Consider the following 14,523-nt stretch of genomic DNA (forward strand, 5'->3'; position numbering starts at 1 on the left):
CATCGTCGCACTCCTCGGATCTGGAAAAACAGGAAGGGGCGGCGCCCTGTTACAGACGCCGCCCTCGGGGAGGATCAGTTCTTGTAGACGCGCTGACGCACCTTCTCGAGCCGGTCGAGGATCGCGTCGAGATGATCGGGATAGGCCATGAATTCCTGGAAGCCTTCCATGCCCGCCTTCGCCATCTGCGCCGGTGCGTCACGATCGAAGAACTGCGCGATACCGCCGTCGGCCGTGGACAAGATCTTGAAGCCCGCTTGCAGGAAGGGATCGTCGCCAACCGAGGAGTTCTTGTTGATCGGCAACTGACCGAGGGTCTCGTTCATCTTGGTCTGCACGTCGGCCTTCGCGACATAGGCGAGGAACTTCTTGGCGTCTTCCTTGTTCTTCGCGCCTGCCGGGATATGGATCGTATCGGTCGGCGCTTCTTCGGCACGCGGAATATCCGGGTTGATCGTCGGGAAGTCCATGAAGCCAAGCGTGTCATTGGTCATCCCGCCATCCTTGAAGGTGGCGACGGCGAAGTTGCCCATGACGTAATTCGCAGCCTTGCCCTGAACGATGTTCGACACAGCATCCTGCCAATCGATCGCGGCGACGTTCTTGGTGGTGTAGGGCAGAACCTTCTTCCACTCTGCGAAGACAGCTCTCACGCGGTCGTCGGTCCACGGGATTTCGCCGCTGGTGAGCTTCATGTGGAAGTCGTAGCCATTGGTGCGCAGGTCGAGATAGTCGAAGATCCCTGCCGCCGGCCACAGCGCCTTGGTGCCCGTGGTCAGGCAGTCGACGCCCATCTCCTTGAACTTTTTGCAGTTCGAGATGAACTCGTCCCAAGTCTTGGGCACGTCCACCCCGGCCTTCTTGTACAGGTCTTTGTTATAGTAGATGCCCCACTGGTAGTAGGTGTAGGGCACGCCCCATTGCTTGCCGTCGATGGTCATCGACTTGAGCGCCGAGCCGAGGCTGTCCTTGAGCCCGTTCTCCTCCCAGACATCGGACACATCGGTGAATTGGCCGGCATTGACGAAGGGCGCCATGCGATTGCCCGCATACCAGTTCGCCAGATCGGGACTGTCGGCGGTCAGGAAGTTGCGGATCGCGGTCTTGTAGCCTTCGTGATCGAAGGTATTCACCTCGACCTTCACATCAGGGTTTTCGGCCTCGAAGCCTTTCACGAGCTGCTCGAAGGCGGCCTTCGGCGCCGGATCGGACGCATCGGTGAAAAGCTTGAGCACGCGCTGTTCGGCCATTGCCGGAATGGCGATCGACCCCATCAGCGCCACGAGCGCAGTGGTTTTCAGGATATTCATTCGGTTCTCCTCCCGTTTCAGTAGCCCACGGCCCAACGATTTTAGTTTCAAATAATGGAACCGTGTTTTACATATTGAAATGCTGCCGCGAATCTCTCATCCTGTCAACAGTCCTGAGGAGGAGCCCATGAACGACGCCACGCCAAAGCCGGAGAAATCGGACGGCACGGTCGGACGCACGTTGGCCGTGCTCGACCGCGTCGCGGAATTCGGCCGACCCGTGCGCTTCGCCGAGCTGCTACCGGTCTGCGATCTGCCCAAGGCGACGCTGTATCGCTTCCTGCAAACGCTCACGAAGCAGGGGATGCTGTCGCTCGACGAGGACCGTCAGACCTATACGCCGGGCTTGCGTCTCGTGCGCCTCGCCCATGCCGCCTGGGCGCAAAGCTCGCTCGCGCCGATCGCGGCACCCTATCTCGACCAACTGTCGAAGGAGACCGCCCAGACGCTGCACCTCGCTCAGCTCGATCAGGGCATGGTACTCTATGTCGACAAGCGAAACGCCTCGCGCCCGGTCGAGATGTTCTCGCAATCGGGCAAGGTCGGCCCCGCCTATTGCACCGGAGTGGGCAAGGCGATGCTCGCCTATCTCCCCGAGGACGCGCTGCAGAATGCGCTGACGCGGCAGAGCTTCCATCGCTTCACGGAACATACCCTGACCGACGTGACCAGCCTGCGCGCGGAGCTGGAGAACATCCGCAAACGCGGTTTTGCCTGGGATGACGAGGAGCATGAACCCGGCATCCGCTGCATCGCCGCCCCGATCCTGTCGCCTCAGGGCCGCGTCTTGGGCGCGCTCTCGATCACCTCGGCCCAGCCTGACGGTCAAAGACAACTCGAAACCTACGCCCCGCTGATCCTCGAGACGGCGGAGAAGATCGCGAAAGCGGCCAGCCACTGGCGCTTTCCGGAACAGAAACGCGCCGACTGAACCCCGGTGCGCAAAAACAGGGAGGAGACCCCGTGAGCGGAGTCGCATTGGAGAAGATCGTCAAACGGTTTGGCGATGCGGAGGTGATCCACGGCGTCGACCTGACGGTCGAACCGGGGGAATTCTGTGTCTTCGTCGGGCCGTCCGGTTGTGGCAAGTCAACGCTTTTGCGGATGATCGCGGGGTTGGAGGAGACCTCGGACGGTGCGATCCGCATTGGCGGCCGCGAAGTCACGAAAGCCGAACCCGCCGAACGCGGCATCGCGATGGTGTTTCAGACCTACGCGCTCTACCCGCATATGACGGTGGGCGAGAACATGGGCTTCGGGCTGAAGATGAACGGCCATCCCAAGTCTGAAATTTCCGAGAAAGTGCAGGAAGCCGCGCGTATCCTGAAACTGGAGCCGCTTCTGGACCGCAAACCCGCTGCGCTTTCTGGCGGTCAGCGCCAGCGCGTGGCCATCGGCCGCGCGATCACCCGCGGCCCGGACGTTTTCCTCTTCGACGAGCCGCTGTCGAACCTCGACGCCGAGTTGCGCGTAGAGATGCGCGCTGAGATCGCGCGTCTGCACCGCGAGATCGGGGCGACGATGATCTACGTCACCCACGATCAGGTCGAGGCGATGACGATGGCCGACAAGATCGTCGTGCTGCGGGCCGGCAATATCGAACAGGTCGGAAGCCCGATGGAGCTTTACGACGACCCCGACAATCGCTTCGTCGCGGGCTTCATGGGTTCGCCTTCGATGAACTTCCTCGCCGCGACCGTGGTAGACGGTCAGCTCGACGTGCCCGCTCTGGGGCAGCGCATCGACAGTCCCGTCGCCTTGCCCGCAGATGGCACGAAGCTGGAGATCGGCATCCGCCCCAACGCGCTCCGCCTGAGCGGCACGGATGGCAATTTCACCATCGAGATGGCCGAGAACCTTGGCGGCGTGAGCTACGCGCACTTGGACGGCGTAACAGGCGAGCGCGTCGTGGTCGAGACCGATCAGCGTCTCCACGGCGCGGTCGGTGGCAAGACCGGGATCAGCTTCGATCCGGTCTCGGTCTATGTGTTCGACACCAGCACGGGCGCACGGGTGCGCGGATGAGCCTTGCCGTCGGCCTTGTGGGGCTGGGAGCGATCGCCCGCGCCCAGCACCTTCCCGCGATTGCGGAGACGGACGGCGTGCATCTCGCCGCCATCGCGAGCCGCAATGCCACCCTGCCCGACCTACCGAGCTATCCCGACCTGCGCGCGATGCTCGACGCCGAGCCCGAGATCGGCGCCGTCTCGCTCTGCACCCCGCCGCAGGGGCGGTTCGATCAGGCGATGGCGGTGCTGCGCGCGGGCCGTCACCTGATGCTCGAAAAGCCGCCGGGCATGACGCTGAGCGAGGTCGAGGCGCTGCGCGAGACCGCCGCCAAAGCCGGTCTGACGATCTTCGCCACATGGCATTCGCGCGAGGCGGCAGCAGTGGAGGCGGCACGCCAATGGCTCGCGGGGCGGGAGATTTCCGCAATCCATATCGACTGGCGCGAAGACGTGCGCAAATGGCATCCCGGGCAGGAGTGGATCTGGCAACCCGGCGGGCTCGGCGTCTTCGATCCCGGCATCAACGCACTCTCGATCCTGACCCGCATTCTGCCCCGCCCCGTGCGGCTGACAACAGCCTCGCTGAGCATCCCGCAAGGCCGCCAGACCCCGATCGCCGCCGATCTGGAAATGTGCGCGGGAGAGACCCCGATCAGCGCCGCGTTCGACTGGCGGGAAACGGGTGACGAGCTGTGGCGCATCACCCTTCAGACCGACCGAGGCGCAGCAACGCTCGACAAGGGCGGCGCGGAGTTCAGCACCGATGGCGAGGTAATCGCCACGGGCGAGAACCGCGAATACGCCAACCTATACGCCCGGATGCGCGATCTGGTGCGCGCCGGGCAGAGCGATCTCGACCTCGCGCCGATGCGCCTTGTCGCGGACGCCTTCATCAACGCACGTTTCGCGATCACCGAACCTTTCGACGCCTGATCGCGCCGACCAACCCCGAGGACCGATATGAAAATTACCGCCATCGAAACCTTCATCGTTCCGCCGCGCTGGTGTTTCGTGAAAATTTCCACCGACGAGGGCATCTCCGGCTGGGGCGAGCCGGTGCTGGAGGGCCGCGCGGCCTCTGTCGCTGCCTGCGTCGAGGAACTCTCGGACTACCTGATCGGCAAGGACCCCGGCCATATTCAGGACCACTGGACGGTCATGTATCGCGGCGGCTTCTATCGCGGTGGCGGCATCCACATGTCGGCCATCGCCGGGCTCGATCAGGCGCTGTGGGACATCAAGGGCAAGGCGCTAGGCGTGCCTGTCCATTCGCTTCTGGGCGGCCAGCAGCGCGACCGCATCCGGGTCTATAGCTGGATCGGCGGCGACCGTCCGGGCGACACGGCGCGGATGGCGCGCGAATGCGGCGACCGGGGCTTCACTGCGGTGAAGATGAACGGCACCGAGGAACTGCAATTCATCGACTCCCACGACAAGATCGACGCCGTGCTGGAACGCGTGCAGGCGATCCGCGAGGAAATGGGCCCCGATTTCGGCATCGGCGTCGATTTCCACGGCCGCGTCCACCGCCCGATGGCCAAGCAACTCGCGAAAGAACTCGAGCCCTTCAACCTGATGTTCATCGAGGAACCGGTGCTGAGCGAAAACGCCGAGGCGCTGCGCGAGATCGCGAACCATTGCTCGACCCCGATCGCACTTGGTGAGCGGCTCTATACCCGCTGGGATTTCAAATCGATCCTGCAGGGCGGTTACGTCGATATCGTCCAGCCCGACCCCTCGCATTCCGGCGGCATCACCGAGACCTACCGGATCGCGGCGATGGCCGAGGCGCATGACGTGGCTTTGGCGCTGCATTGCCCGCTGGGGCCGATCGCACTGGCGGCGAACCTGCAGCTCGATGCGGTCTGCTACAACGCCTTCATTCAGGAGCAGTCGCTGGGCATCCATTACAACAAGGGTTCCGACCTGCTCGACTACCTGAGCAACCCGTCGGTCTTCGAATATGACGACGGCTTCGTCGCGATCCCGCAGGGGCCCGGCCTAGGCGTCGAGGTCAACGAGGAGAAAGTCCGTCAGGCGGCTGCGGAAGGTCACCGCTGGCGCAACCCGATCTGGCGCCATGCCGATGGCAGCTTCGCGGAGTGGTAATGATGAGAGAGATCAGCAAACTGAACGGAGGCTGGACCTTCGCGGAAGGCTTCGACGCGGCCAAGGTCGCAGAACTGCTGCAGGGCGAGACGGTCACCCTACCCCATAACGCCGCCGACCTGCCGATGAGCTATTTCGACGAGCGCGACTTCCAGCGCCCCTTCACCTATCAGCGTGAGATCGCATGGAACGATGCGTGGGCGGGAAAGCTGGTGCGGCTGCGGTTCGATGCGGCGATGGCCGATGCGGTGGTCTATGTGAACGGCGCCGAAGTGCTGCGTCACCGCGACGGCTATACGCCCTTCACCGTAGATCTGACGGACCGCTTTGTAGACGGCAAGGCGTTGGTGACGGTGCATATCGACGGTTCGGAAAACCCCGAGATTCCGCCCTTCGGTGGCCGCATCGACTACCTCACCTATGCCGGGATCTATCGCGACGCATGGCTCGAGGTGCTGCCCGAGGCCCATATCGCAAGCGTGAAGATCGAGACGCCCGACGTGCTGGCCGAGACCAAGCGCGTTCTGATCAAGCTCGACGCGCCGGGCCCGGTGGAGGCGGTTCTGTCGGACGCCGAGGGCCACGAGATCGCACGCGGCCAGGGCACGGGCGAAATCAGCTTCGATGGCCTCGCCGATATCACGCTCTGGTCGGTCGAGACGCCCGCGCTCTACACACTGACGCTGACCTTGATCGAGAGCGGCGACCGCCTCACCCAGCGCTTCGGCTTCCGTCACGCGGAATTCACGCCCGAGGGCTTTTTCCTCAACGGGGAGCGCGTGGTTCTGCGCGGCCTCAACCGGCATCAGAGCTTCCCCTATTCGGGCTATGCCCAAGGCAAACGCAGTCAGGAGCGCGACGCGGAAATCCTGCGCTACGATCTGGGCTGCAACGTCGCGCGCACCTCGCATTACCCGCAAAGCCCCTATTTCCTCGACCGCTGCGACGAAATCGGCCTCATGGTCTTCGAGGAAATCCCCGGCTGGCAGCATATCGGCGGCGACATCTGGCAAGATGAATCGGTGCGCAATGTCGAGCGGATGATCCGGCGCGACTGGAACCACCCCTCGATCATCATCTGGGGCGTTCGGATCAACGAGAGCCCCGATGCGGAGGCGTTCTACAAACGCACCAATGCCCTCGCGCATGAGCTGGATGCGACGCGCCCCACCGGTGGCGTGCGCTGCATCACCGACAGCCAACTGCTCGAAGACGTCTACACGATGAACGATTTCATCCTGGGGGATTTCGAACTGCCCTTCTCGAACCGCCCGCGTACGAGCTTGCGCGATCAGCAGGAGGTGACGGGGCTTCCCACGCGCGTGCCCTATCTGGTGACCGAGTATAACGGGCACATGTATCCCACCAAGGCGGGCGACCCCGAGCATCGCCAGCACGAGCATGTGCTGCGCCATCTCGACGTGCTCAACGCCGCCCACGACCCCGATGCCGGGCTTGCGGGCTGCATCGGCTGGTGCATGTTCGACTACAACACGCACAAGGATTTCGGCGCGGGCGATCGGATCTGCCATCACGGTGTGATGTCGATCTTCCGCGAGCCGAAATTCGCAGCCTACGCCTATGCCAGCCAGCGCGATCCCGACGAGGCGATCGTGATGGAGCCGGTCACCGTATGGTCGCGCGGCGAGCGCAATATCGGCGGGGTGATCCCGCTGATCGTGTTGACCAATTGCGACGAGGTGGAGTTGTCCTACGCCGACGTGGTCAAGCGCGTCGGGCCCGACCGCAGCCGCTTCCCGCATCTGCCCCATGCGCCAGTCGTCATCGATTACGACCATTTCACCCCCGACGAGGTGACCGCCTGGGGGGAGAGCTGGCATGCGGGCCGCCTGCGCGGCTACCTGAACGGGGAGTTGGTGATCGAGCGCGACTTCCCCGCCGACGCGATGTTCGAACGGCTGGAAGTGGCGCCCGATGTCACCGAAGCCGAGGCCGATCCGAGCGACGAGATCCGGGTGATGATCCGCGCTCGCGATCAGGCAGGCAACAAGCTGCATTTCCTCAACGAGCCGGTGTTCCTAGACGTCGAAGGTCCGGCGAAGCTGATCGGCCCCGATTGCGCGGCGCTCGCGGATGGCGCGACCGGCTGCTGGCTCCGCCTGACGGGTGAGCGCGGCAAGATCAGGGTGACCGCGCGGCTTCGTGACAAAATCGAGTCGGTGGAAATTGCGGCGCTGTGATTGGCAAGGGCGCAGGAGCGTATCGCTCGCGCCCTCTCCATCGCAGACTATCGATGAAGGTTGACCGCGCGACACAGGCGATGCGCGATCACCTGTCGCGGATTCTCGATCAGATCGACCGCATCCAGGACGATCACACCGAGCTTTTCGAGGTCGCACGACAGAGCTGAGTCCGGGACGGGGTGAATTATATCCAAGGCCCTGCCCGCCGAGTCCGCTTGCATCAGCGAGGCGGTCGGGACTCTTACAGGAGGCCTCGGCTCGCGGCGATGCTCGCAGCCTCTCGCAAGGTCTTCGCCCCGAGCCGGTCCGCAGCGCCCCTGAGCCGCGCCTTGACGCCCCCGACGGAGAGCTGCAATTCGTGGGCGACCTGCTTGTGGAGATAGCCCTTGGAATAGAGTTGGAGCGCTTCCATTTGCGCCTCGGTCGGCATCTCGGGCTCGTCCGCATGGATGCGCGAGAGAACCCTCTCGATCTCTTTCATTTCGGAAACCCGAAGCTCCCGGTCTGAGCGCGCAAAGATGCCAAGGCTCCGCTTCGGCATCTCCTGCGTCCCGTGGATCGACACGACACCTCCGAATTCGAATCCGAAAGACCGATAGTCGCGCATGAAGCTCGTGCCGACGAAGCTGTCTATTTCGCCCCACCGCGCATAGCCCGAATTTTCCTGGCACCAGCGCAGCAGCGGGTCGGCCAGCGCCAACCCGGAAAACGTGTAATGATTGATCCATTCAGGCGGAAACAGGTTCAACTCGGCTTCAGGCGCGAAAAAGCCAGCCCGCAAGGCGACGTAGCAGCCTGCTGGAGCGAGATCGGCGAAAAGGCTCTGGTGATCACGAAGAATCATGCCGTTTCGAACTTCCATTCTGTCCGAGTGCTCAATAGTCACTACGGAAGTGCGGCTCGGTTGGACCAAGATAGTTCCGCAATGCGTTGGTCGAGGGATTCACTGAACATAATACAAGGGTAGCTGCATGATCGATGTGCGTACATTGCGCCGGAAATTGCAACTTATGAGTGCAATATCAGACTGGAAATTCGCCTTAGGGCTGCATGTGCGCTTTGCAAACCCTACACTCCTATACCAGACATATCCACAGGAATGGATCGATTTCTATACTGCGAACGGTCTCGTGTTCCGGGATCCGACGGTCAGATGGGCCATGACGCATACAGGCATTTGCGATTGGTCCGAACTCGCGGAGCAGGACGAGAGCAACGTGTTCGGTCAGGCGGCCGAGTTCGGACTGCGCTATGGGAAGGCCGTCGCTGTCGGCGACGAGACCCGGTCCGCCGGTTTCTTCGCCCATCCTTCGCGAAGGATCGAACAGGCCGAAGTCGAGGAAGCGCACGCACTCCTCAAGCAATTGCACGACATGACGAAGGGCGTGGAACTTATGCCTGCGGAAGAGTTGAAGCGCCTCCGGGCCGAACTGCACCCCTGAGGTCTTCGCGCGGCACGAAACGAGTTCGCCCGTGCCGCGCGATAGCTTAAGTTGATCCCGCCGGGCTCGATTAGCCCGTCACGATCCCGTCCGCCGGGCCGAAGCGCGGCTTGGCGAATTGTTCCTGATGCCACAGCGGGTAGATCAGCGGCGGGCGGCTGACCTCGTCGAGGCGGGCGAGATCTTCGGTGGAGAGCTTGACGTCGAGCGCGCGGAAGTTGCGCTCGAACTGCGCCACCGTGCTACCGCCGACCACCAGCGAGGCAACGCCGGGACGGGTGAGTAGCCATGCCAGCGCGATCTGCGCAGCTTCGACGCCATGCGCCTCGCCGAGCGCGTTCAGCACATCGACGATCTTCCAGAGCCGCTCCTGATCGCGGATCGGCGGCTCGGTCCAGCCGTTGGCCTGACGGCTCCCCTCCGCCACCGGATTGTCGCGGGTGTGTTTGCCCGACAGCAGCCCTGCGGCAAGCGGGCTCCAGACGGTCGCGCCGACGCCCTGATCGACCGCGATCGGCAAAAGCTCGTATTCCGCCTCGCGCGCCTCGAGCGTGTAGTGGATCTGTTGCGTAACGAACCGCGCCCGACCGGGCTTGTCCGAGGCCATGAGCGATTTCATCACCTGCCAGCCGGTATAGTTCGAGCAGCCCGCATAGCGGATCTTGCCCTGATCGATCAGCGTCTGCAGGGCTTCGAGCGTTTCCTCGACCGGGGTTTGGCCGTCCCATTCGTGGATATGATAGATGTCGATGTGATTGGTGCGCAGACGTTTCAGGCTACGCTCGCATTCGCGGATCAGGTGCCAGCGGCTCGCGCCCTCGCCATTGGGGCCGTCATCGATCGGCATCCGAGCTTTCGACGAGATCAGCACCTTGTCACGGCGGCCTTCCAGCGCCTCGCCCACGATCTCTTCGGCGGTGCCGGTGGAATACATGTTCGCCGTGTCGATCAGGTTCACACCGTGGTCGATCACGCAATCGAACAGGTCGCGGGCCTCGGCCACGCCCTGACTGCCGACCATCGCGAAGGGACCTTCGCCGCCGAAGGTGAAAGTGCCCATCGCGAGGGCCGAAACCTTCAGCCCGCTCCGTCCCAGCGTATTATAGTGCATGTCCCTCTCCTACGCGCCCAAGGCAGCGCTTGTCTCTTCGATGAGGATGCAGGCGACGGTGCCGCCCGCGTCCTGAATTCCCTTGGATTTCTCGCCGAACGCGGCAGCCTTGCCGTGCTGGGCTTCCATCTCCTTGGTCGCCTCCAGCGCCTCTTTCGCAGCTTGGGCTGCTGCGTGTGATGCCTCGGCGGGCGATGCGCCCGCCTGCGCCTGCGCGGCGATGGTCTCGGCGACCGGGTGCAGCACGTCGAGTACGGTCTTGTCACCCAACTGCGCCTTGCCGCGCTGCGCGATCCCGTCGCGAAAGGCAGCCCAGAAATCGGCCAGCGCGGCGGTGTCCATCACTTCCGCACCGTCGAGTGCCTTCGCTCCGCGCAGGAAACCCGTTGCCATCAGCGTCCCCATGGTCGAGGGCGCGGCTTTCGCGATCGCGGCGCCCGCGGTCTTCATCCCGTCTGCCAGCGTCTCGGGCGCCTTTTCCTCAAGGGCGGCCGCTGCGGCGGCGAAACCCTTCGCCATGGTCAGACCCAGATCGCTGTCGCCGACCTTGCCGTCGAGCTCGATCAGGGCCTGTTTCTCGGCGGCGAACCGATCCCGATAGCGGTTGAACAGACCGGGCAGCGCACTTGCATTCATCGTCATGGCAGCCCTCACTTCGCGATATGTTTGAAGAACGGCGTCGTCGCGCTGCGTTCGATGAGCGGCTTCAGCTCGTCATCGAGATGCAGGACCGAGATCGAGGCGCCCGCCATCTCCATCGAGGTCGCGAATTCACCGATCCAGACCTGCGCGATGGTCACGTTGCGTTCTGCGAACAGCTGCGAGATGCGGCGGTAGAAGATGTAGAGCTCTTCCATCGGCGTCGCGCCCAGCCCGTTGACGATGATCGCAACCTCGTCGCCTGCCGCATAATCCTGCTCGGCGAAGATGCGCTCCATCATCTCGTCAACGACGGCATCGGCGGGCTCGAGCGTCTTGCGGGTGATCCCCGGCTCGCCATGGATGCCCATGCCGATTTCCATCTCGTCGTCGCCGAGCGTGAAGCTGGGCTTGCCGACTTCAGGCACGATACAGGGCGTCAGCGCCACGCCCATTGTGCGGGTGCGCGCCTTCGCCTTCTCGGTCAGACGGACGACCTCGGAGAGCGGCTTCATCTCGGCGGCGGCGGCTCCCGCGACCTTGTAGAGGAAGACGATCCCGGCGACGCCGCGGCGCTTGTGTTCCTCGCCCGGCTTGGAGGAGGCCACATCGTCATTGCCGACCACGGTGGCGGTTTCGATATCGTCGACCTCGGCCAGTTCCCCGGCGAGGTCGAAGTTCATGATGTCGCCGCTGTAATTGCCGTAGAGATAGAGAACCCCTGCCCCCTGATCGACATGCTTTGTCACTTCGAGGATCTGGTCCGAGCTGGGCGACTGGAACACGCCGCCGACACCCGCACCGTCGAGCATCCCGTCGCCGACATAGCCGAGGAACAGCGGCAGGTGGCCGGAGCCGCCCCCCGTCACGATCCCAACCTTGCCGGGGACCGGGTTCGCCGTCACGAAGCAATGCAGATCGTCCGCGACATGGGTCACTTCCGGATGGGCGGCGTAAATCCCCTCCAGCATCTCTTCGACGAAATCTTCGGGTTTGTTGAGAAACTTCTTCATCGGATCACTCTGCTTTGCGTTGCTTGGGTTTTTGCTTGCGGCGCACGAAGAAGGCCGCTGCGAGAAGGATGAACGCGCCCACGACAAGGCGCTGCCAGGTGCTGGGGATGCCCACCAGAACCAGCGTGTTGCTGACCACGGTGATCAGGAGAACACCGGCCACGGTGCCCAGCACCGAGCCCGTGCCGCCAGTGATCCGCGCCCCGCCGAGAACGACGGCGGCGATCACCTCGATCTCGGTGCCGACCAGATCGAACGGGTTGGCCATGCGGGTCGCGCTGACATGGATGATGCCTGCGAGACCTGCGAGCGCCCCCGCGAAGGCGAAGACGAAGACATGCACCACGCGCTGGCCATAGCCGAGCCGCGCCGCGACCTCCGGGTTGCCGCCGGTGGCAAAGATCGCCCGCCCCATCAGCGTGCGGTCGAACAGGAACCAGGCCAGCCCGACGACGACCGGGAAGATCAGGAAATAGGCGGGCAGATCGACGGTCACGCCATTGGCGCCCTGAAACTGGTAGAGCGCGGCCTTGCCGAAGGCGGTCATCTGCGGCGGAAGCTCCATCAGCCAAACCGTGCCCACGAAGGCCAGCAGGATGCCGCGGAACAGGTATTGCGTGCCGATCGTGACGATCAGCGAGGGCACGCGCAGCCCGTGAACCAGAAGGCCGTTCACCGCGCCCAGAAGCGCACCGGCCACAACGGCAATCGCGATGATCGCCGCCATCGGCAGATCGGGCGCCACGGTGATCACGAATTTCGTAAGCGAATACATTGTCAGCGCCGCGATCGCGGTGAAGGAGACGTCGATGCCCCCTGCCGCGAGAATGGCGAAGACACCGAGCGCGAAGAGCCCGGTCACCACGCTCGCGCGGCCCATATCGATGAGCGAGCCCGGCTGCAGAAAGTTGGGGTTGATGATCGACACCGCCACGCAGATCACGACGAGGATGGTCAGCGTCACCATCTCGGGGCGACGTCGCAGGGTCTCCCAAATCGTCAGTTTGTCCTCGGGACGTTTGGGCGTTGATCGGTCATTCATCTCTTGCACCATGGTCATCAGGCAGCCTCGTTCGCCGAGCCAAGCATCGATTGGTAAATACGGTTCTCGTCGGTGGTCGCGGCGTCGAGTTCATCGACGAGGCGACCGCGATTCATCACGAGGATCCGGTCGCAGTTCTGCAGCAGTTCCGGCAGGTCGTCGGAGACGATGATCAGCCCGATCCCGCGCTCCGCCATCGCCTGGATCGCGCGGTAGATCGTGTCCTTCGACCCGACATCGACGCCGACGGTCGGGCCATGAAGCACCAGCAATTTCGGCTCGATGCTGAGCCACCGGCCGATCAGCACACGCTGCTGGTTGCCGCCCGAGAGCGCCGAGACCGGCAGGTCGATATTGCCGGTATTGAGGTTCATCGCCTCGGAAATCTTGCTCGCCGCCTCGCGCCCCTTGCGCTTGTCGACGACGCCCCCGCGCCCACGGAGCCGGTCGAGGATCAGCGTCACCTCGTTCTGGTAGATCGACTTCTGCAGGAACAGCCCTTCGGAGAGGCGGTCCTCGGGGACATAGCCGATGCCGCGTGCAATCGCGTCCGCGGGCGAGTCGAGATGCACCCGCGCGCCGGAAATCTCGATATGACCGGAGCTCAGCGATTGATGGCCGGCCAGCGCGAGCGCGACCTCGTTGCGACCGGAATCCGAGAGACCGGTGATGCCAAGCACCTCGCCCGCCTTCAGCGAGAAGGCGACATCCTCGAAGTCCGCGCCGGAGCTCGCCCCCTCGAGGCGCAGCACCTCTTCGGCCCGCGGCGTGCCATCGCGGTAGCGCATCGTGTCCAGTTCGCGCCCGGTCATCAGATGCGAAAGCTCGGCGCGGGAATAGTCCGCGATCGGGCCCTGCGAGATACACTCGCCATCGCGGAAGATGATCGCTTGCCCGCCGATGCGGTAGCACTCCTCCAGTTTGTGGGTCACGAACAGCACCGCCACGTCGCGTTCGAGCAATTTGCCGACCAGTTCGATCAGCGCGTCGACCTCGTGCCGCGTGAGCGATGTGGTCGGCTCGTCCATGATAACCAGCCGCGCGTCGGCGGCGATGGCCCGCGCGATGGCGACGCGCTGCCGGATCGCAAGCGGCAGATCCCCGACCATTGTGTTAAGGAGTTTCGCCGTCGGCTCCAGCCCGACATTACGGATTGCCTCGCGGGCCGTTTCGCGCAGACGGCGGCGGTTCAGCAGCCGCATCAGGCGCCCGTTGCCGCTCACCAGTTGGTCGCCAAGCGCGACATTTTCCACGACGGAGAGGTTCGGCAGCAGGGAGAGGTCCTGATAGACCGTCTCGATCCCCGCTTCGAGCGACTGGATCGGCGACAGCTCGCTATGCGCCTGCCCATCGAGAACGATCTCTCCCTCGCTGGGCGCATGGGCGCCCGAAATAATCTTGATGAAGGTGCTCTTGCCGCAGCCATTCTCGCCCAGCAGGTGATAGGCGACACCAGTGTCGATCGTTACGTCGACGCCGCGCAGCGCGTGAACACCGCCAAAGCGTTTGTGGATGCCGCGCAGCTCCAGAAAATGTCCGTCTGACATCTGATTGCTCCCCCTGAACACCGGTCTTTTCCGTCCCATGCGCCGCAGCTCCTCCAGCCTAGGCACGGGCGGTTTGAAAGCCGGCCGGGGCTGCCCC

The 14,523-nt window shown here is 63.7% G+C and carries 13 protein-coding genes; 6 read left to right on the forward strand and 7 right to left on the reverse strand.

Annotated elements, in window-relative coordinates:
• Nucleotides 1–74 precede the first annotated feature (74 nt).
• A complete protein-coding gene (locus B6V75_RS07595; RefSeq protein ID WP_088719216.1) occupies nt 75–1,310 on the reverse strand; it encodes an extracellular solute-binding protein in 1,236 nt (411 codons plus the stop codon).
• 127 nt (nt 1,311–1,437) lie between these two features.
• Between B6V75_RS07595 and B6V75_RS07600 the strand changes: the two genes are divergently transcribed.
• From B6V75_RS07600 to B6V75_RS07620, 5 genes are read left to right on the forward strand one after another with little or no spacing between them, the layout of a single operon-like run.
• A complete protein-coding gene (locus tag B6V75_RS07600; RefSeq protein ID WP_088719217.1) occupies nt 1,438–2,241 on the forward strand; it encodes an IclR family transcriptional regulator in 804 nt (267 codons plus the stop codon).
• A 32-nt stretch (nt 2,242–2,273) separates the two neighbouring features.
• Nucleotides 2,274–3,335 (forward strand): sn-glycerol-3-phosphate ABC transporter ATP-binding protein UgpC, encoded by a 1,062-nt coding sequence (ugpC, locus tag B6V75_RS07605; protein WP_088719218.1) that lies wholly within the window; start codon nt 2,274–2,276, stop codon nt 3,333–3,335.
• Complete coding sequence (locus B6V75_RS07610) at nt 3,332–4,252, forward strand: Gfo/Idh/MocA family oxidoreductase (protein WP_088719219.1); 921 nt, start codon at nt 3,332–3,334, stop codon at nt 4,250–4,252. Before ugpC ends, B6V75_RS07610 begins: the two co-directional genes overlap by 4 nt.
• Nucleotides 4,253–4,279: 27 nt before the next feature.
• On the forward strand, nt 4,280–5,428 hold the full coding sequence (gene dgoD, locus B6V75_RS07615) for a galactonate dehydratase (protein WP_075776402.1): 1,149 nt from the start codon (nt 4,280–4,282) through the stop codon (nt 5,426–5,428).
• Between the two features lie 2 nt (nt 5,429–5,430).
• Nucleotides 5,431–7,629, forward strand: a complete 2,199-nt coding sequence (locus B6V75_RS07620; RefSeq protein WP_088719421.1) for a glycoside hydrolase family 2 TIM barrel-domain containing protein — start codon at nt 5,431–5,433, stop codon at nt 7,627–7,629.
• Between the two features lie 244 nt (nt 7,630–7,873).
• On the opposite strand, the gene B6V75_RS07625 is transcribed toward B6V75_RS07620, so the two are convergent.
• A complete protein-coding gene (locus B6V75_RS07625; RefSeq protein WP_168174452.1) occupies nt 7,874–8,476 on the reverse strand; it encodes an autoinducer binding domain-containing protein in 603 nt (200 codons plus the stop codon).
• Nucleotides 8,477–8,603: 127 nt separating this feature from the next.
• On the opposite strand from B6V75_RS07625, the gene B6V75_RS07630 reads away from it, so the two are divergent.
• Nucleotides 8,604–9,074 (forward strand): autoinducer binding domain-containing protein, encoded by a 471-nt coding sequence (locus tag B6V75_RS07630; protein ID WP_088719221.1) that lies wholly within the window; start codon nt 8,604–8,606, stop codon nt 9,072–9,074.
• Between the two features lie 70 nt (nt 9,075–9,144).
• On the opposite strand, the gene B6V75_RS07635 is transcribed toward B6V75_RS07630, so the two are convergent.
• Genes B6V75_RS07635 through B6V75_RS07655 form a run of 5 tightly spaced genes read right to left on the reverse strand, consistent with a single transcriptional unit; the run spans nt 9,145 to nt 14,426 of the window.
• Nucleotides 9,145–10,185: an aldo/keto reductase gene (locus B6V75_RS07635; RefSeq protein WP_088719222.1), complete on the reverse strand. Its 1,041-nt coding sequence runs from the start codon at nt 10,183–10,185 to the stop codon at nt 9,145–9,147.
• 9 nt (nt 10,186–10,194) lie between these two features.
• Nucleotides 10,195–10,827 (reverse strand): dihydroxyacetone kinase subunit L, encoded by a 633-nt coding sequence (locus tag B6V75_RS07640; RefSeq protein ID WP_199224625.1) that lies wholly within the window; start codon nt 10,825–10,827, stop codon nt 10,195–10,197.
• 8 nt (nt 10,828–10,835) lie between these two features.
• The gene (locus B6V75_RS07645) at nt 10,836–11,837 is read right to left on the reverse strand and encodes a dihydroxyacetone kinase subunit DhaK (protein ID WP_088719223.1); all 1,002 of its coding nucleotides are present in this window, start codon (nt 11,835–11,837) and stop codon (nt 10,836–10,838) included.
• A 4-nt stretch (nt 11,838–11,841) separates the two neighbouring features.
• Nucleotides 11,842–12,897, reverse strand: a complete 1,056-nt coding sequence (locus B6V75_RS07650; RefSeq protein ID WP_166504566.1) for an ABC transporter permease — start codon at nt 12,895–12,897, stop codon at nt 11,842–11,844.
• Nucleotides 12,897–14,426, reverse strand: coding sequence for a sugar ABC transporter ATP-binding protein (locus B6V75_RS07655; protein ID WP_088719224.1), 1,530 nt, complete (start codon nt 14,424–14,426; stop codon nt 12,897–12,899). The genes B6V75_RS07650 and B6V75_RS07655 overlap by 1 nt, the downstream gene beginning before the upstream one ends.
• Between the last annotated feature and the right edge of the window lie 97 nt (nt 14,427–14,523).

Source organism: Thioclava sp. F1Mire-8 (assembly GCF_002213165.1).
Lineage (GTDB): Bacteria > Pseudomonadota > Alphaproteobacteria > Rhodobacterales > Rhodobacteraceae > Thioclava > Thioclava nitratireducens.

What these genes read in the sequence shown, in the direction of transcription:
- B6V75_RS07595 (WP_088719216.1), bottom strand. Translation starts at nt 1,310, where the DNA reads ATGAATATCCTGAAAACCACTGCGCTCGTGGCGCTGATGGGGTCGATC.
- B6V75_RS07600 (WP_088719217.1), top strand. Translation starts at nt 1,438, where the DNA reads ATGAACGACGCCACGCCAAAGCCGGAGAAATCGGACGGCACGGTCGGA.
- B6V75_RS07610 (WP_088719219.1), top strand. Translation starts at nt 3,332, where the DNA reads ATGAGCCTTGCCGTCGGCCTTGTGGGGCTGGGAGCGATCGCCCGCGCC.
- dgoD (WP_075776402.1), top strand. Translation starts at nt 4,280, where the DNA reads ATGAAAATTACCGCCATCGAAACCTTCATCGTTCCGCCGCGCTGGTGT.
- B6V75_RS07620 (WP_088719421.1), top strand. Translation starts at nt 5,431, where the DNA reads ATGAGAGAGATCAGCAAACTGAACGGAGGCTGGACCTTCGCGGAAGGC.
- B6V75_RS07625 (WP_168174452.1), bottom strand. Translation starts at nt 8,476, where the DNA reads ATGATTCTTCGTGATCACCAGAGCCTTTTCGCCGATCTCGCTCCAGCA.
- B6V75_RS07630 (WP_088719221.1), top strand. Translation starts at nt 8,604, where the DNA reads ATGATCGATGTGCGTACATTGCGCCGGAAATTGCAACTTATGAGTGCA.
- B6V75_RS07635 (WP_088719222.1), bottom strand. Translation starts at nt 10,185, where the DNA reads ATGCACTATAATACGCTGGGACGGAGCGGGCTGAAGGTTTCGGCCCTC.
- B6V75_RS07640 (WP_199224625.1), bottom strand. Translation starts at nt 10,827, where the DNA reads ATGACGATGAATGCAAGTGCGCTGCCCGGTCTGTTCAACCGCTATCGG.
- B6V75_RS07645 (WP_088719223.1), bottom strand. Translation starts at nt 11,837, where the DNA reads ATGAAGAAGTTTCTCAACAAACCCGAAGATTTCGTCGAAGAGATGCTG.
- B6V75_RS07650 (WP_166504566.1), bottom strand. Translation starts at nt 12,897, where the DNA reads ATGACCATGGTGCAAGAGATGAATGACCGATCAACGCCCAAACGTCCC.
- B6V75_RS07655 (WP_088719224.1), bottom strand. Translation starts at nt 14,426, where the DNA reads ATGTCAGACGGACATTTTCTGGAGCTGCGCGGCATCCACAAACGCTTT.